The organism is Paracoccus alcaliphilus (genome assembly GCF_028553725.1).
Taxonomy (GTDB): domain Bacteria; phylum Pseudomonadota; class Alphaproteobacteria; order Rhodobacterales; family Rhodobacteraceae; genus Paracoccus; species Paracoccus alcaliphilus.
The window spans coordinates 3206785-3222773 of the sequence record NZ_CP067124.1 but is presented as its reverse complement, the minus strand read 5'-3'; the positions used below and the strand labels follow the sequence as shown (position 1 = coordinate 3222773).

Annotated in this window: 18 protein-coding genes; 13 read left to right on the top strand and 5 right to left on the bottom strand. The window is 64.2% G+C overall.

What is annotated here, in order from left to right; translation table 11 throughout:
* Positions 1 to 34 precede the first annotated feature (34 nt).
* Both JHW40_RS16700 and glyA read right to left on the bottom strand, forming a co-directional pair.
* Positions 35 to 646 (bottom strand): OmpW/AlkL family protein, encoded by a 612-nt coding sequence (locus JHW40_RS16700; RefSeq protein WP_090610971.1) that lies wholly within the window; start codon positions 644 to 646, stop codon positions 35 to 37.
* Positions 647 to 855: 209 nt separating this feature from the next.
* Entirely contained in the window at positions 856 to 2151 is a 1296-nt protein-coding gene (gene glyA, locus JHW40_RS16695; protein ID WP_090610970.1) for a serine hydroxymethyltransferase, read from the bottom strand.
* Between the two features lie 177 nt (positions 2152 to 2328).
* Between glyA and JHW40_RS16690 the strand changes: the two genes are divergently transcribed.
* Positions 2329 to 3090 carry an NAD kinase gene (locus JHW40_RS16690; RefSeq protein ID WP_090610969.1) on the top strand — a complete coding sequence of 254 codons (762 nt, stop codon included), beginning with the start codon at positions 2329 to 2331 and terminating at the stop codon, positions 3088 to 3090.
* Positions 3091 to 3463: 373 nt separating this feature from the next.
* Here the strand turns inward: JHW40_RS16690 and JHW40_RS16685 are convergent, their stop codons facing one another.
* From JHW40_RS16685 to mdh, 3 genes are all read right to left on the bottom strand, one after another.
* Positions 3464 to 4291, bottom strand: a complete 828-nt coding sequence (locus JHW40_RS16685) for a phage portal protein (RefSeq protein ID WP_090610968.1) — start codon at positions 4289 to 4291, stop codon at positions 3464 to 3466.
* A gap of 90 nt (positions 4292 to 4381) precedes the next feature.
* Positions 4382 to 6046: a site-specific integrase gene (locus JHW40_RS16680; protein ID WP_244519130.1), complete on the bottom strand. Its 1665-nt coding sequence runs from the start codon at positions 6044 to 6046 to the stop codon at positions 4382 to 4384.
* A 226-nt stretch (positions 6047 to 6272) separates the two neighbouring features.
* A complete protein-coding gene (gene mdh, locus JHW40_RS16675; RefSeq protein WP_090610966.1) occupies positions 6273 to 7235 on the bottom strand; it encodes a malate dehydrogenase in 963 nt (320 codons plus the stop codon).
* 180 nt (positions 7236 to 7415) lie between these two features.
* On the opposite strand from mdh, the gene JHW40_RS16670 reads away from it, so the two are divergent.
* The 12 genes from JHW40_RS16670 (at position 7416) to JHW40_RS16615 (ending at position 15984) form a co-directional block, all read left to right on the top strand.
* Positions 7416 to 8168 (top strand): sulfite exporter TauE/SafE family protein, encoded by a 753-nt coding sequence (locus JHW40_RS16670; RefSeq protein WP_272849009.1) that lies wholly within the window; start codon positions 7416 to 7418, stop codon positions 8166 to 8168.
* Positions 8169 to 8249: 81 nt separating this feature from the next.
* The gene (locus JHW40_RS16665; protein ID WP_090610965.1) at positions 8250 to 9098 is read left to right on the top strand and encodes an HpcH/HpaI aldolase/citrate lyase family protein; all 849 of its coding nucleotides are present in this window, start codon (positions 8250 to 8252) and stop codon (positions 9096 to 9098) included.
* A gap of 41 nt (positions 9099 to 9139) precedes the next feature.
* Positions 9140 to 9691, top strand: a complete 552-nt coding sequence (locus tag JHW40_RS16660) for an NnrU family protein (RefSeq protein ID WP_090610964.1) — start codon at positions 9140 to 9142, stop codon at positions 9689 to 9691.
* Position 9692: 1 nt separating this feature from the next.
* Positions 9693 to 9899, top strand: coding sequence for a DUF1737 domain-containing protein (locus JHW40_RS16655; protein WP_090610963.1), 207 nt, complete (start codon positions 9693 to 9695; stop codon positions 9897 to 9899).
* Positions 9900 to 9908: 9 nt separating this feature from the next.
* Positions 9909 to 10943, top strand: coding sequence for a MaoC family dehydratase (locus tag JHW40_RS16650; protein WP_090610962.1), 1035 nt, complete (start codon positions 9909 to 9911; stop codon positions 10941 to 10943).
* Positions 10944 to 10950: 7 nt separating this feature from the next.
* A complete protein-coding gene (locus tag JHW40_RS16645) occupies positions 10951 to 11520 on the top strand; it encodes a P-loop NTPase family protein (protein ID WP_090610961.1) in 570 nt (189 codons plus the stop codon).
* A 292-nt stretch (positions 11521 to 11812) separates the two neighbouring features.
* Positions 11813 to 12205: a succinate dehydrogenase, cytochrome b556 subunit gene (gene sdhC, locus JHW40_RS16640; RefSeq protein WP_090610960.1), complete on the top strand. Its 393-nt coding sequence runs from the start codon at positions 11813 to 11815 to the stop codon at positions 12203 to 12205.
* Positions 12206 to 12222: 17 nt separating this feature from the next.
* On the top strand, positions 12223 to 12609 hold the full coding sequence (gene sdhD / locus JHW40_RS16635) for a succinate dehydrogenase, hydrophobic membrane anchor protein (RefSeq protein ID WP_090610959.1): 387 nt from the start codon (positions 12223 to 12225) through the stop codon (positions 12607 to 12609).
* A gap of 7 nt (positions 12610 to 12616) precedes the next feature.
* A complete protein-coding gene (sdhA, locus tag JHW40_RS16630) occupies positions 12617 to 14419 on the top strand; it encodes a succinate dehydrogenase flavoprotein subunit (RefSeq protein ID WP_090610958.1) in 1803 nt (600 codons plus the stop codon).
* Positions 14419 to 14790: a hypothetical protein gene (locus JHW40_RS16625; RefSeq protein ID WP_090610957.1), complete on the top strand. Its 372-nt coding sequence runs from the start codon at positions 14419 to 14421 to the stop codon at positions 14788 to 14790. Before sdhA ends, JHW40_RS16625 begins: the two co-directional genes overlap by 1 nt.
* 4 nt (positions 14791 to 14794) lie before the next feature.
* Positions 14795 to 15097, top strand: coding sequence for a hypothetical protein (locus JHW40_RS16620; RefSeq protein WP_090611070.1), 303 nt, complete (start codon positions 14795 to 14797; stop codon positions 15095 to 15097).
* A gap of 41 nt (positions 15098 to 15138) precedes the next feature.
* Positions 15139 to 15984 (top strand): hypothetical protein, encoded by an 846-nt coding sequence (locus JHW40_RS16615; RefSeq protein WP_090610956.1) that lies wholly within the window; start codon positions 15139 to 15141, stop codon positions 15982 to 15984.
* Positions 15985 to 15989 lie beyond the last annotated feature (5 nt).

Sequence of the window (15989 nt, the reverse complement as noted above, 5' to 3'; positions counted from 1 at the left end):
CGCATCCGGGCAGGATGCGCCCCCGGCGGGCAGATCAGAACTTCATCACATAGCTGACGCCGACGACGACCGGATCGACCTCGACCCTGCCGATTTTGGCCCCGCCCAGCATCACGTCAGAATCGATGTCGATCCAGCGCAGATCGGCACGCAGCGCGGCGCGGTCGTTGATCCAGTAATCCGTGCCCAGATGCGCGGCCAGCCCCCACGAGTTCTTGACCCGCAGATCGGCACCTTCCAGCGGGCCTTTGGCTTCGGCGTCGAAAAAGCCGGTGAAGTTCACGCCGACGCCGACAAAGGGCTTCCATTGCGGGGTCAGGTCAAAGTGATATTGCAGCGACACGACCGGCGGCAGATGCCTGACCGTGCCGATCTCGGTCCCGTTCGAGCGGATCGAGTGTTTGAAGGGCAGGGCGCCCAGAACCTCGATCCCGATATTGTCGCGGATGAAATATTCAAAGGTGATCTGCGGGCGGGTATTGTCGCCGATGCTGGTCGGAACCGTGCCCCCGGCCAGCGTGCCATTGTCCGATTTCGGATCGACATTCGCAATCCCGAAACCCAGCGTCCAGTCGCCCGCCGACTGGGCAGCGACCGGACCGGCAAGGGCAAGCGCCGCAGCGGCGGCAAGGCAAAGCGTTTTCATCTGATGGTTCCTTCTGCTTGTGCCCGCCTGCCGTGAACCCTTGTGCGCCGGTAAAACATGATCCAGATCAAACTCTTGCGCGTAATATCCGGGCTGCGTCATCGCGCCACGGCCCGGCCTGCCGGAAAGCCTGACCGATGACGAAAAACCCCCGCCATTCGTGATGGCGGGGGCTTCGGATTCGGGTGTTCAGTGCGAAAGGGCGGCGATCACATGCCGGCGTAAAGCGGGAAACGCCCGCAAAGCTCGGCCACCTCGGACTTCACCTTGGCCTCGACCTCGGCATTGCCTTCCTCGCCATTCGCGGCCAGCCCATCGACGACCTCGACGATCCAGCGGGCGATCAGGCGGAACTCTGCCTCGCCAAAACCGCGGGTGGTGCCGGCAGGGGCGCCCAGACGGATGCCGCTGGTGACAAAGGGCTTTTCCGGGTCGAACGGCACGCCGTTCTTGTTGCAGGTGATATGGGCCCGGCCAAGGGCGGCCTCGGTCGCCTTGCCGGTCACGCCTTTGGGGCGCAGATCGGCCAGACACAGGTGGTTGTCGGTGCCGCCCGACACGATGTCGATACCGCCCTTCATCAGCTCATCCGCCATCGCCTGCGCGTTCTTGACGACCTGCGCGGCGTAATCCTTGAACGACGGCTCCAGCGCCTCCTTGAAGGCGACCGCCTTGGCGGCGATCACATGCATCAGCGGGCCGCCCTGCAAGCCGGGGAACACCGCCGAGTTGATCTTTTTCGCGATGTCGGCGTCATTGGTCAGCACCATGCCGCCGCGCGGGCCGCGCAGGGATTTATGCGTGGTGGTGGTCACGACATGGGCGTGGGGCAGGGGCGAGGGATGCTGCCCGCCCGCGACCAGCCCGGCGATATGGGCCATATCCACCATCAGATATGCGCCGACCTCATCCGCGATCTTGCGGAAGGCGGCCCAGTCCCAGATGCGGCTGTATGCGGTGCCACCGGCCACGATCAGCTTGGGCTTGCTTTCCAGCGCCTTGCGGCGAACCTCTTCCATGTCCAGCAACTGATCCTGCTGGCGCACACCATAGCTGACCACGTTGAACCATTTGCCCGACATGTTCACCGGGCTGCCATGGGTCAGGTGGCCGCCGGAATTCAGATCCAGCCCCATGAAGGTGTCGCCGGGCTGCAACAGCGCCAGAAACACTGCCTGGTTCATCTGGCTGCCGCTGTTGGGCTGCACATTGGCGAATTCGCAGCCGAACAGCTGCTTGGCCCGCTCGATCGCCAGAGTCTCGACGATGTCCACATACTGGCAGCCGCCATAATAACGCTTGCCCGGATAGCCTTCGGCATATTTGTTGGTCAGGACGGTGCCCTGCGCCTCCAGCACCGCGCGGCTGACGATGTTCTCGGATGCGATCAGCTCGATCTCGTCGCGCTGACGGCCCAGTTCCTTGCCGACGGCATCGGCGATCTCGGGGTCGCGGCTGCTCAGGGTTTCGGTGAAAAATCCGTTCTCGCGGTTCGGTGCGTTCATCGGGCATGTCCTTTCGGGCTGAAGCCAGCTGGGATTTCCGTCTTCTAGCGCAGGGGTGTCGCTGCGGAAAGTGTCAAAACGTCTGATGCCGCCCCGAGGCGGGGGCTTGCGTTCCGCCCACGCCCCGCCGATGCTTGCCGCAGCAAGGAGACCCTGCCCGACGATGATCCCCCGAACATGACACCCCGCATCCATTTCACCGCCAGCAAGGCCGACTCGGCCGAGGCAGCGCTTGCGCGGATGGCGCAGCGTTACGGGCAGGCGCCGCTGGAACAGGCCGATATCGTGGTTGCCCTGGGCGGCGACGGCTTCATGTTGCAGACGCTGCACGCGACGCAGGGGCTTGGCCTGCCGGTCTATGGCATGAATCGCGGGACGGTCGGTTTCCTGATGAACGCCTATTCCGAGGACGATCTGCCCCGGCGGCTGCTTCTGGCCGAGGAAACCGTCATCAACCCGCTGCGCATGCGCGCCACCGACATGAATGACGAACTGCACGAGATGCTGGCCATCAACGAGGTCAGCATGCTGCGCGAGGGTCCGCAGGCAGCCAAGCTGCGGATCTTCGTCGATGGTCGCCTGCGGATGGAGGAACTGGTCTGCGACGGCGCACTGATCGCGACGCCCGCGGGCTCGACCGCCTATAACTACTCGGCCCACGGCCCGATCCTGCCGATCGATTCCGATGTGCTGGCGCTCACCGCCATCGCCCCCTTCCGTCCCCGCCGCTGGCGCGGCGCGCTTCTGCCCAAGGTGGCGCGGGTCGAGATCGAGGTGATCGACCCCGAGCGCCGTCCGCTGATGGCCGATGCCGATTCCCGCTGGGTCCGCCACGTCCGCCATGTCGAGGTGGTCAGCGCCAGCGACGTCTCGCACCGCCTGCTGTTCGATCCCGGCCACGGCCTTGAAGAACGCCTGCTACGCGAACAATTCGTCTGATCCCTGACCTGATCCCTCGCACTCCTCGAAAATACCTCCGGGGGGTGTGGGGGGCAGCAAGTCCGCAAGTTCAGGCAGAATATTTCAATTATTTCAATGGATTATGAAAATATCCGGCGCCTGATTTAGCACCAATTCTGGCACCGTGTGACGTTGCGTCAGCAGAATAAGAAAGACCCCGGCGAACGGGAGGCCGGGGTCTGAAAGTGACACCGCGCGACCTAAGGGAAAATCGCCGTGCCGTGACGGGGTTCTGCCGGAAGCTAGCGCGCACTCACCTCTAATCGCAACACGGTTCCGGCGCAGGGTGCCGCAGGTCATGCCTGTCCCGTATCTCGCCTATACGGCGGACCTGCGGTTGTGTCTCATAGGATCAGGCAACTTTTTTTTGCGCGTCGCTTTCCTGCTTGATCTGGTGCAGCGACCGATTAAGCTTCAGGGCGATTTCCTGAAACTCCATGCCTTCATCAAGGAGCGCCGTCTTGCCTGCCTGATCACCGGAATGGGACGTGAACCAGCTTGCAGCCAGTTTCTTGATCGCCTCGGCATCCAGCTTGTTCGGGTGCCGGATCACGCCGGAAGGGCGGCCACCATTGCGATAGAAACCCGCAAGGTGCTGTTCGGCGGCCACAGTAAGCCCGATGGCCTCGCGGGCCAGACTGATCGGGCTGACGCTGCCCAGCGCCTGAATGTGCAGCACGTGGCTGTAGGGCAGAACCTGATCGCCGCCACCTTTCAGGCGGATGCGGTAAGACGGTTCGCCGTAATCGTCATATTCGATTGAGACCGCGCCGGGGTCCATGCGCAGCAGAAAGACCGGCTTGCCTTCGCCGTTGCGGGCCACCTGTGCAAAGCCGTGGCCGTGCAACAGGGCATCAACGGTCAACTGTTCGCGGAAGGCTTCGGCGCTGGTCCAGTCGTTTGCGTGATCATGGACAAGGGCGAAAGCCGGGTGATCCCGCGCGCCTTCGCGGCTGGCCTGTTCATAGAGTTTGAAGGGCAGCGTAGCGACGGATTCCGAAATCAGGCTGACAGCACGGCGAACGGCGGGAACGCGCATGGCGCTGGCGGCGGTGACGGATACGCCAGAGGCGACAGGTTGAACGCCGAACAGCTCGAAGGCTTCGGGGTCGGTCAGGCTGATTGATTTCTGCTCGATGGGTTCGCCTTGGCCGAACATACGGCCAAGGCGCGACAACATGGACACTGCGCAAACTCGCAATAGTTACTATCGCAAGAATGACTCAATCATAATGATAGGTCAAGTATTAATGATCAATGTAATTGATCATTAATACAGATCGTATTCCGGCAACTGGTCGATCACGCGGGCCTTGGCGATCAGGGAAACGTCGCCGTAGTCGTCGGATGCGGTCTTGCCAGCGTGGCCTTGGATGGTGTCGGCAATCCGATCCGAAAGCCCGAGTTCCCGCGCTTGCGTCTTGAAGCGGTGCCGCCAGCCATGCGACGGCTGGACGCCAGTAGGGACCAGATGCGCCTCTTGTAGCCAGTTGCCCAGCTTGCTGCCTAAGCGGCCCGCAACAATAGCTGATCTGGCCGGGTCAGCCTCATTATGGAATAGGTGGCCGGGCTTCGCGACTTCCACGAAAGTGATAAACCCTAGGTCGATCACCTGCCGGTGCGGCGGCACGTCGCGATAGCCGCCAGCCTTCACCGTTCCCGCGTCCGGGGTGACGCGGATCACCCAGCGGTCGCCCTCTTGGCGCACATCTTCTTTCCGAAGCTGCGCCATCTCGGCCACGCGCGCCCCGGTGAAGGCGCAAAGGATCGGCAACCATCGTTTCGCGCTGGTGAATTTTGATGCCTCATGGATGCGCCCGTTGCTATCCTGCTTCGGCTGATAGGGAACCGTTGCTTTCAGGACCGCGAGGGCCTCGGCATCGGTATATCCGGCCTCGCGGGTGCGCTGGCGCTTCGGCCTCGCCTGCCTGACAGTCGCCGCGACGTTCTCGGGCAGAATCTCGCTATCAACCGCCCATGACCAGAGTGACCGGACCAACGACAGGTAGATAGAATCAACGGTTTTGCCGGACAGCTTGCATGGTCCCATCAGGTGCTTACGCCATTCCAGAAAATCTTTTCTGGTGACTCGCCGGGCGTCGGAATGACCCAGAAACTTGCGAAGATTATCAATTACGGGGCGGGGCCGCTTGCCGCCATCCTTCATAGAACCGGCCTGCGTTCTCGCCGTAACATAGGCTTCCAGCAGCTTGGCAAGGTTGACCGGCACCAGCGTATCTATGGGGGGCGCTGGCGGCTTTACAGCCGGGTCGGCAGGCTTCCCGCCATAATCACCCCTGTCACGCTCACGGGTGCGTTCCAGCGCCTCGATCTCGGCGCGGATGATCTGCTTCGCCAGCACCGCGCGTTCAGCTGATCCTTCGGGCGCGGTCAGGCTGTTGCGCAACAGGAAGTCGTCAACCTCATGTTCGACAAGATGGGTTCGACCAGCCGCCAGATCGTCGCGCAGGGCGTCCAGCTTCACCTGTCGGACGGATTGGTCGATTTCGCGGATGCTGTGCAGCCGCGTCAGGTCAAGCGTTGCGTCCAGCACCGCCAGAGGAGCGGCAGGCACCGCGCCGCTGTTCATGTGCGCCAGCAGTCGAGCCTGTTCATCGCTGATCGTCCGGGGTGATGGATGCGCGGCGCGTGTGGCGTCGTCGGCTTCCAGCATCGCCTGATACCGCGCCCAGACCGCGCGGCCATAATCCTGCGTTGTGATCGGGCTGCGCGGATCGTCCAGCCGGTTGACGTTGGTCTTGCTCTCGGCAGTGTCGATCTGGCGCTGTAGGGTCGCCACGGCAGCCGGTAGCGCCTTCATCGCCGCGCGACGTTCACCGCCCAGAGGGACGACAAGCTCGGTCTTGCCGATGATCTGGTGCAGCCGCGCAGGGACCGCAAGGCGGGCATAGAATCGACCGTCCTTGACCTTCAAATGTCTCGCCTGACCAGCCATCCGCTTCCCTCATTCTGGCACCGCCCATGGCACCAAAAGCGGCACTTGAGCCAACAATACAAGGGGTTTCTAGCGTTTGCTGGCCGGAAGCGGCCCGATAGAGAAGGGCAGGCAGCCCCCCACCGTCGCGGGACGCAACCGGCAACCCGCGCATGAAAAAGGCGCGCCCCTCCAGGGACGCGCCGATATCGCGATGACCCAAAGGTCAGGCCAGGCTGGGCTCGATTCCCTTGCAGGCCTCGATCAGACCCTTGACCGCATCGACCGACTTGTCGAACATCGCCTGTTCGTCGCCGTCCAGCGCGATGTCGATGACCTTTTCGATCCCGTTCGCGCCGATCACCGTCGGCACGCCGACATAGATGCCGTCCAGACCATAGGCGCCGGACACATGCGCGGCGCAGGGCAGGACGCGCTTCTGATCTTTCAGATAGGCTTCCGCCATCTCGATCCCCGCCGTCGCCGGGGCATAGAAGGCCGATCCGGTTTTCAGCAGCCCGACGATCTCGGCGCCGCCGTCGCGGGTGCGCTGGATGATCGCGTCCAGATTGTCCTGCGTGGTCCAGCCCATCTTGACCAGATCCGGCAGCGGGATGCCCGCCACGGTCGAATAGCGCGCCAGCGGCACCATCGTGTCGCCATGTCCGCCCAGCACGAAGGCCGTGACATCCTTCATCGAGACGCCGAATTCCAGCGACAGGAAGTGGCGGAAACGCGCCGAATCCAGCACGCCGGCCATGCCGCAGACCTTTTTTGCCGGCAGGCCCGAGAATTTCTGCAGCGCCCAGACCATCGCATCCAGCGGGTTGGTGATGCAGATGACGAACGCGTCGGGGGCGTGTTTGGCGATGCCTTCGCCGACCGATTTCATCACCTTCAGGTTGATGCCCAGCAGGTCGTCGCGGCTCATGCCCGGCTTGCGCGGCACGCCTGCGGTGACGATGCAGACATCGGCGCCCGCGATATCGGCGTAATCGTTGGCGCCCTTCAGGCTGGCGTCGAAACCTTCGGACGGACCCGATTCCGCGATGTCCAGCGCCTTGCCCTGCGGCGTGCCCTCGGCAATGTCGAACAGGATGACGTCACCCAGTTCCTTCATCGCGGCCAGATGCGCCAGCGTTCCGCCGATCTGCCCCGCACCGATCAGTGCGATTTTGGGTCGGGCCATGGTTAACCTCCGATTACAGGGTTGATTGCTGCGCGAGGGTTAAGACCTCATGCGGCGAATCGCAAGCCTTTGACGCCGCGCCGCGGCATTGTTGGCGCTGACAGCGGCGATTTCGGGCTGGAGATTTCGCCGCATCCGGCGCATGGCTTGGCCGCCAATAGCGGACCAAAGCGGCGGGGAATGATGCTGGAACTGACGACCGAGGGCTGGATTCTGGCCGTGCTGGCCTCGATGGCGGTGGGCATGGCCAAGGGCGGGCTGGCGATGGTGGCGATCATTGCCGTGCCGATGCTGTCGCTGGTCATGTCGCCGGTGCAGGCGGCGGGGCTGATGCTGCCGGTCTATGTCGTGTCGGATATCGGCGGGCTGATCGCCTTTCGCCGCAGCTTTGACATGCGGGTGCTGAAAACGGCGCTGCCGGGATCGGTTATCGGCATCGCCTTTGGCTGGGCCACGGCGCATATTGTGCCGGATTGGGGGGTGACGCTGATCGTCGGCATCATCGGGCTGGCCTTTGCGCTGAATGCGCTGATCCGCCCCGATCTGGGCGCGCATCCGCGCCCGGTTTCGCCGGTCAAGGGAAATTTCTGGGGGTCGGTGGCGGGCTATACCAGCTTTGTCAGCCATTCGGGCGCGCCGCCCTTTCAGGTCTATGTCCAGCCGCTGCGCCTGCCTGCGCTGGTCTATGCGGGCACGACGACATGGTTCTTTGCCATCACCAACTGGGTAAAGCTGATCCCCTATGCCGCGCTGGGGCAGCTGTCGCCTGCGAATCTGGCGGCGGCGGCGGTGCTGACCCCGGTGGCGCTGGTCTCGGTCTGGATCGGGCTGCGGCTGGTGCGGATCATCCCGCAGGACCTGTTCTACAAACTGATCACATGGGGGCTGCTGGCGGTGTCGCTGCGGCTGATCTGGCAAGCTCTGGTCAGGTAATGCCGCGATGCAGCGAAAATTGACTTGCCATTTCTGCCGCCGCACGGCAGTTTCACGCAAGAAAATTGCGAGGAGGTTCCCATGACCCGCCCTTACAGGTCCGTTCTGTATATCCCCGCCGCCAATCTCCGCGCGATGGAAAAGGCGCAGGGGCTGGCCACCGATGCCATCATCTTCGACCTCGAGGACGCGGTGGCGCCGGGTGAAAAAGCCGCCGCGCGCGAGGGGTTGGCGGCGGCGCTGGCCAATGATTACGGCCCCCGGGCGCGGATCGTACGCATCAACGGGCTGGACAGCGAATGGGGGCAGGCCGATGCGCGCGCCTGCGCGGCGCTGGTGGGCAAGGCCGATGCGGTGCTGATTCCCAAGGTGAACAGTGCCGCCGATCTGGACCGCGTGGCGGCGCTGATCCCCGACCTGCCGCTGTGGGCGATGATGGAAACGCCGTTGGGGATGCTGAACGCCGCCGAAATCGCCGCTCATCCGCGCTTGCAAGGCATGGTCATGGGCACCAACGATCTGGCGAAGGAACTGAACAGCCGCTTTCGCGCCGACCGGCTGCCGATGCAGGCCGGGCTGGGCCTGTGCCTGCTGGCCGCCAAAGCTTACGGCAAGGTCATCGTGGACGGTGTGTTCAACGCCTTCAAGGACGAGGATGGGCTGCGCGCCGAATGCGAACAGGGCCGCGACATGGGCTTTGACGGCAAGACGCTGATCCATCCGGCGCAGCTGGCCATCGCCAATCAGGCCTTCGCGCCCACCGATGGCGAGATCGAACTGGCCCGCCGCCAGATCGAGGCCTTCGAGGCCGCCACGGCCGAGGGCAAGGGCGTCGCGGTGGTGGATGGCAGGATCGTCGAGAATCTGCATGTCGATACCGCCCGCAAGACGCTGGACCGCGCCGGAGCGATTGCGGCCATGGCCGGATAGGGGCAGGGTGGTCGCCGTTACATCCAGCGAAAGGAGGCCAGATGTTGATCCTGATCCTTGGTGTGGCCCTGTGGTGGGGCGCGCATCTGTTCAAACGGCTGGCCCCCGAACGCCGCGCGGCGATGGGGTCGGGCGGTCGCGGCGTGGTCGCGGGCCTGTTGCTGCTGTCGGTCATCCTGATGATCTGGGGCTATCGCGTGGCCGATGGCGCCTTCTTCTGGGGGCCGCATCCGGCGCTGAAGGGCATCAACAACCTGCTGATGCTGCTGGCGATCTATCTGTTCGCCGCCGATGGCATGAAAACCCGCGTGGTCGCGCATCTGCGCCATCCGCAGCTGACCGGATTCGCGCTGTTCACCGTTGCGCATCTGCTGCCGAATGGCGACATGCCGTCCTTCGTGCTGTTCGGCGGGCTGTTGCTGTGGGCATTGGTCGAAATGGCGGTGCTGAACCGCACCACGCCGCGTCCGGCCACGCCCACCGGCCCCTTCCCGGTCCGCAAAGAGGCGATGGCTGCTGTCGGCGCGGTCGTCGTGCTGATCGTCATCGGGCTGATTCACGGGTTCATCGGCCCCAACCCGTTCGGAGCGTGACATGCCGCTGATCTATCGCCTGCTGACCGAGGATGACACATCGGCCTTCTGCCACAAGATCAGCGAGGCGCTGTCGAAGGGCTGGCAACTGCATGGCAGCCCCTCGATGGCGTTCGATCCGCAAAAGGGCGTGATGCGTTGCGCGCAGGCGGTGACCAAGGAAATCGAGGGCGACTATCACCCCGACATGAAACTGGGCCAGCAATAAGGGACAGCAATGAGCAAGACCAATCCGGGCCGCTTTTTCGAGGATTACCATATCGGTCAGGTGATCCGCCATGCCGTGCCGCGCACTGTCGCGGAGGGCGAGCGGGCGCTGTATCACGCGCTGTATCCGGCGCGGCATGCGCTTTATTCCAGCGACGAATTCGCCGCCCGGTCGGGGCTGGAGGGCAGCCCGCTGGACGATCTGATCGCCTTTCACGTCGTCTTCGGCAAGACGGTGCCGGATATCAGCCTGAACGCCATCGCCAATCTGGGCTATGCCGAGGGGCGCTGGCTGCGGCCGGTCTGGCCGGGCGACACGCTGCGCTCGGAATCCGAGGTGATCGGGCTCAGGCAGAACTCGAACGGCAAATCCGGCGTGGTCTGGGTCCGCACCCGCGGGCTCAATCAGGTGGATGAGGTGGTGCTGAAATATGTCCGCTGGGTCATGGTCCGCAAACGCGACGCGGATGCGTCTCCGCCCGATGCGGTGGTGCCGCAACTGGCCGGGGCGGTGGCGGCAGACGATCTGGTCGTGCCCGAGGGGCTGAGCTTTGCGGATTACGATTTCGAACTGGCCGGGGAACCGCATCGCTGGGGCGACTATGCGGTGGGCGAGAAAATCAACCATGTCGATGGCTGCACCGTCGAAGAGGCCGAGCATATGCTGGCCACCCGGCTGTGGCAGAACACCGCCAAGGTGCATTTCGACGCGACCAATCGCGAGGACGGGCGGCGGCTGATCTATGGCGGCCATGTCATCAGCATGGCGCGGGCGCTGTCCTTCAACGGGCTGGCCAATGCGCAGATGATCGTGGCGCTGAACGCGGGCGCCCATGCCAATCCGTGCTTTTCGGGCGATACCCTGCGGGCATGGTCCGAGGTGCTGGACAAGGCCGAAACGGACGCGCCCGGCGTTGGCGCGATCCGGCTGCGGCTGGTCGCGACCAAGGGCGACAGCGCGGATTTCGTGCTGAAGGGCGAGGATGGGAAATACGATCCGCAAGTGCTGCTGGATCTGGACTATTGGGCGCTGATGCCGATTTGATCCGCGCATGGAATCAGTCATCCAGCGGATCATGGTCGTGGGCGGGCCCGGGTCGGGAAAATCCTGGCTGGCCACGCGGCTGGGCGCGATCAGCGGCCTGCCGGTTCACCACATGGACCAGATCCACTGGCTGCCCGGCTGGGTCGAGCGTGACCGGCAGGAAAAGGATCTGCTGACCCGCAAGATTCACGCGAAGGATCGCTGGATCCTCGAAGGCGGTCATTCCCGCACCTATCGCGAACGCGCCGCCCGTGCCGATCTGCTGATCTGGCTGGACCTGCCGGTCGGGCTGCGCATCAGCCGCGTTCTGATCCGCACCTTGCGCCATCGTGGCCAGCACCGCCCCGACATGACCGAAGGATGTACCGAGGTCTTTGGCCGCCAGACCATCGAATTCCTGAAATTCATCTGGCGCACGCGTGAGACTTCCCGGCAGGGCATTCAAAGGCTGCTGGCCCAGCCGCATGAGGGTCTGCGCGTGGTCCATCTGACCCGCCGGGCCGAGGTGCGGGGTATCCTTACCCATTGCCGACAGGCGCCGGATGGGTCGGGTCTGGTACTGGGCGCCGGGATGTGATCGCAGAAGTGGGGCGTGACGGAACCCTGTTATTGCAGCGGAATGAGGCTGCACGGACCGTTCAATCCTGTTTGATTTCGTCAACTGTTACCGCGACTCGCGGGAACTGTGATCACAGGAGTGATAAGTGTGATCACAAAAGCGGGAATCAGACTTTAATATGGTACCGGACTGGCAAATCGGGATGACAGATGGCAAAAGAGACGACAGAAGGACGCGAATTCGCCAGCCCGAGCGGCCAGCAGAGAGTCTGCGACGGGTCGGGCAAGAACCGACAAAGGAGCGCCGCATCATGGCCGATGTGAACCGGGGAAACCGGCCTCTTTCACCTCATCTTCAGGTCTATCGCCTGCCTCTGGCGGCAGTGACCTCGATCCTGACGCGGATCACCGGACACGCGCTGGTCGCGGGGATCGTGCTGATCGTCTGGTGGCTGGTCGCCGCCGTGACCGGCCCCGGCGCCTTTGCCGTCGCCGACTGGGTGGTGCGGTCCTGGCTGGGCTTCATCGTGCTGGCGGGATCGGCCTGGGCGCTGTGGTATCACACGCTGGCTGGCATCCGGCACCTGTTCTATGACGCGGGCCACGGGTTGGAGATCGGGCAGGCGGAACGGTCCAGCAAGCTGATCATCGCCGGTTCGGTCGTGCTGACCCTGATCAGCATCATCCTGTTCTTCGTGGCCTGAGCCGAAGGAGGCGAGACATGCGCTTTATCACCCCACGCAAAGCTGCCACCGGCCTCGGCTCGGCACGCAGCGGCACGCAGGATCACTGGTTCATGACCGTCACCGCCTGCGCGCTGGTGCTGCTGACCCCGGCCTTCATGCTGGTCATCGCCTGCGCCATCGGGTTGTCGCAGGCCGGGCTGGTGGCCTATTTCGGCCGCCCCCTGCCGGCGCTGATCACCGCGGGCTTCATCACCGTCGGCATGGTCCATTTCATCAAGGGCACCCGCGTGATGATCGACGATTATCTGCAACATTCGGCGCGCAAGGCGGCGATCATCGGCTCGGTGATCTTCGGCTGGGCGGTCATCGCGGCGGCGCTGTTCGCGCTGGCCCGGATGGCATTTTCCACCGTCGCGATCTGAGGACATCATGGCTGCTTACGATATTCATACGCATGATTACGACGTCGTCGTGGTGGGGGCCGGTGGTGCCGGTCTGCGCGCGACGCTTGGCATGGCCGAACAGGGGCTGCGCACCGCCTGCGTGACCAAGGTCTTTCCGACCCGCTCGCACACGGTCGCGGCGCAGGGCGGCATCGCGGCCAGCCTGTCGAATATGGGCCCCGATAACTGGCAGTGGCATATGTATGACACGGTCAAGGGATCGGACTGGCTGGGCGATACCGACGCGATGGAATACCTTGCGCGAGAGGCCCCCAAGGCGGTTTACGAGCTGGAACATTACGGTGTGCCATTTTCGCGCACCGAAGAGGGCAAGATCTATCAGCGTCCCTTCGGCGGCCATACGACCGAATTCGGCGAAGGCCCCCCGGTGCAGCGCACCTGTGCCGCCGCCGACCGCACCGGCCACGCGATCCTGCACACGCTCTATGGTCAGTCGCTGAAGGAAAAGGCGGAATTCTTCATCGAATATTTCGCGCTGGACCTGATCATCACCGATGGCCGCTGCACCGGCGTCGTCTGCTGGAAGCTGGATGACGGCACGATCCACGTCTTCAACGCCAAGATGGTGGTGCTGGCGACCGGCGGCTATGGCCGCGCCTATTTCAGCGCCACCAGCGCCCATACCTGCACCGGCGACGGCGGCGGCATGGTCGCGCGCGCGGGCCTGCCGTTGCAGGACATGGAATTCGTGCAGTTCCACCCGACCGGCATCTATGGCTCGGGCTGTCTGATCACCGAGGGCGCGCGCGGCGAAGGCGGCTATCTGACCAACAGCGAGGGCGAGCGCTTCATGGAGCGTTACGCGCCGACCTACAAGGATCTGGCGTCGCGCGACGTGGTGTCCCGCTGCATCACCATCGAGATCCGCGAGGGCCGCGGCGTCGGTCCCGACAAGGATCACATGTATCTGAACCTGATGCATCTGCCGCCCGAGGCATTGGCCGAACGGCTGCCCGGCATCAGTGAATCGGCCAAGATCTTTGCCGGTGTCGATGTCACGAAAGAACCGATCCCGATTCTGCCGACGGTGCATTACAACATGGGCGGTATCCCCACGAACTATTGGGGCGAGGTGCTGGACCCGACCGGCGACGAACCCGACCGCGTCTTCCCCGGCCTGATGGCAGTGGGCGAGGCCGGATGCGCATCGGTGCATGGCGCGAACCGTCTGGGGTCGAACTCTCTGATCGACCTTGTGGTGTTCGGCCGTGCGGCGGCGATCCGTGCCGGGCAGGTGATTGACCGCGTATCATCGGTGCCCGCGACCAATCAGGCGCAGGTGGACAAGGCGCTGGACCGTTTCGACCGTCTGCGCAATGCCAGCGGCGGCACCCCGACCGCCGAATTGCGGCTGGAGATGCAGCGCACCATGCAGGCCGACGCTGCCGTGTTCCGCACCGACAAGACCCTGGCCGAAGGGGCCGAAAAGATGGAGGCCATCGCCGCCAAGCTGGACGATCTGCATGTCACCGACCGCGGATTGATCTGGAACACCGACCTGATGGAAACGCTTGAGCTGACCAACCTGATGCCCAATGCGCTGACCACCATTGTCGCTGCCGAAGCCCGCAAGGAAAGCCGCGGCGCCCATGCGCATGAGGACTGGCCTGAGCGGGATGACGCCAACTGGCGCAAGCATTCGCTTGCATGGGTGGAAGGGAACAAGGTTAAACTGGCCTATCGTCCCGTCCATCTCGAGCCTCTGACAACGCTCGACGAAGGCGGAATCGACCTGAAGAAGATTGCTCCTAAGAAGAGGGTTTATTGATGCGCATTACGTCTTTCGCCGGTCTTGGTATCGCGGCGCTGGCCTTGGCGGGCTGTGTCGCGACCACGCCGATGCCCGGCACCGCGCCGATCGGGCAGACCACGCCGCAGACGCCGACCGTGCTGGATGCTGCCTCGCGGCAGGTGGCGCGCAACGTCATCAACACGGAAATGCAGAAGCGGCTGCCGGGGGCGAATACCGCGCCCTATACCGATTGCGTGGTCAACAATGCCACCACGGCGGAACTGATCGACATCGCGCAGGCGACCCGCGCGGGTATCGGCGGCACCGCCGACAGCGTGGCCTCGATCGTGTCGCGCCCGGCGACGACGCAATGCATCGCGGCTGCCGCCCAGTCGGGCACGGCCTGACATGATGCGGGCCGCCGCCCTTTTTCTGACGCTGCCGCTGCTGGCGGGGATCGCGGGCTGCGGCCCCGTCCCGGTCGAGCAGGCCGAGGCAAGCTGCCTGCGCGAGGCCGATCTGGCCGAGCGTCCGCGTGGCTCGGTCGCGGTGGGCGTCGGGGGCGGCGGCGGCTCGACCTATACCGGGGGAAGGGTCTCGCTGGAGATGTCCTCGGATTACCTGATGGGACGCGATCCCGCTGCGGTCTATGACAGATGCGTCCAGCGGCGCTCGGGCCAGATGCCGACGCGCCCCTATTACAGCCGGGGCTAGAGGGCGGTGCCGGTGGGGTTGATCATGTCCGGGATGCGCAGATGACGGGCCCGGCGGTGAACAAGGCGGATCGGCGGCGGCTGATCATCCATGCGGGTGTGCAGAAGACCGGCACGACATCGTTGCAGCGGCATTTGCAGCGCAATGCCGGGGTGCTGGCGGACCGGCTGGTCATCCTGACCCCGAAAGAGGGCAGCCCGATGCGGCCCCTTGGGCGCGCGGCCATCGCTTTCAGTCTGCGGCAGACGCCGGATACCGAGGATGCGCTGCGTCTGGCGATTTCCGATCTGCTGGACAGCATCCCCGACAACGGCCTGCCGGTGCTGCTGAGCCACGAGAATATCGCCGGTGCGATGCCGGGCAATGGCGGCGAGACGCGGCTGTTTCCGGTGATGCCACGGATCATCGGCTTGCTGGCCGGGCTGGCAGGGGGCTTTGCGCCGGATCTGGTGATCTATACCCGCAACATGAACCACTGGCGTCCCAGCGTCTGGGCGCAGGCGGTGCGGACCGATGGTTATACCGAGCCGTTGCAGACCTTCATGGATGAAACCGCCTCGCTGCCCGGCTGGGGTGAACTGACCCGGCGTCTGGCCGGGGTTTCGGGCGTGGCGCAGGTGACCCGCTTCCGGCTGGAGGATGAGGCCGACCCGCTGCGGCCCGGGCGCCAGCTTCTGGCCCATGCCGGTCTGAGCGCGCCCGAGATCGACGCGCTGGAGCCGCTGGATGCCCCCTCGATGGAGCGACTGAGCGACAGCTCGACCGAATTTCTGCGCCGCCTCAACGGGCTCGCGCTCAATCCGCATGCGCGGGACAAGGTCGCCGATCTTGTGTCGCGCAATCAACCCCTGTTCAATGCCGACTACCGGCCCGCAGGCACTCTCTGAAAGGA

Coding starts and splice junctions, on each gene's coding strand:
- JHW40_RS16660 (WP_090610964.1), top strand. CDS start 9,140: ATGTTGATCCTGATCCTTGGTGTGGCCCTGTGGTGGGGCGCGCATCTG.
- glyA (WP_090610970.1), bottom strand. CDS start 2,151: ATGAACGCACCGAACCGCGAGAACGGATTTTTCACCGAAACCCTGAGC.
- JHW40_RS16665 (WP_090610965.1), top strand. CDS start 8,250: ATGACCCGCCCTTACAGGTCCGTTCTGTATATCCCCGCCGCCAATCTC.
- mdh (WP_090610966.1), bottom strand. CDS start 7,235: ATGGCCCGACCCAAAATCGCACTGATCGGTGCGGGGCAGATCGGCGGA.
- JHW40_RS16700 (WP_090610971.1), bottom strand. CDS start 646: ATGAAAACGCTTTGCCTTGCCGCCGCTGCGGCGCTTGCCCTTGCCGGT.
- JHW40_RS16670 (WP_272849009.1), top strand. CDS start 7,416: ATGATGCTGGAACTGACGACCGAGGGCTGGATTCTGGCCGTGCTGGCC.
- JHW40_RS16650 (WP_090610962.1), top strand. CDS start 9,909: ATGAGCAAGACCAATCCGGGCCGCTTTTTCGAGGATTACCATATCGGT.
- sdhC (WP_090610960.1), top strand. CDS start 11,813: ATGGCCGATGTGAACCGGGGAAACCGGCCTCTTTCACCTCATCTTCAG.
- JHW40_RS16685 (WP_090610968.1), bottom strand. CDS start 4,291: ATGTTGTCGCGCCTTGGCCGTATGTTCGGCCAAGGCGAACCCATCGAG.
- JHW40_RS16625 (WP_090610957.1), top strand. CDS start 14,419: ATGCGCATTACGTCTTTCGCCGGTCTTGGTATCGCGGCGCTGGCCTTG.
- sdhD (WP_090610959.1), top strand. CDS start 12,223: ATGCGCTTTATCACCCCACGCAAAGCTGCCACCGGCCTCGGCTCGGCA.
- sdhA (WP_090610958.1), top strand. CDS start 12,617: ATGGCTGCTTACGATATTCATACGCATGATTACGACGTCGTCGTGGTG.
- JHW40_RS16620 (WP_090611070.1), top strand. CDS start 14,795: ATGCGGGCCGCCGCCCTTTTTCTGACGCTGCCGCTGCTGGCGGGGATC.
- JHW40_RS16690 (WP_090610969.1), top strand. CDS start 2,329: ATGACACCCCGCATCCATTTCACCGCCAGCAAGGCCGACTCGGCCGAG.
- JHW40_RS16655 (WP_090610963.1), top strand. CDS start 9,693: ATGCCGCTGATCTATCGCCTGCTGACCGAGGATGACACATCGGCCTTC.
- JHW40_RS16615 (WP_090610956.1), top strand. CDS start 15,139: ATGACGGGCCCGGCGGTGAACAAGGCGGATCGGCGGCGGCTGATCATC.
- JHW40_RS16645 (WP_090610961.1), top strand. CDS start 10,951: ATGGAATCAGTCATCCAGCGGATCATGGTCGTGGGCGGGCCCGGGTCG.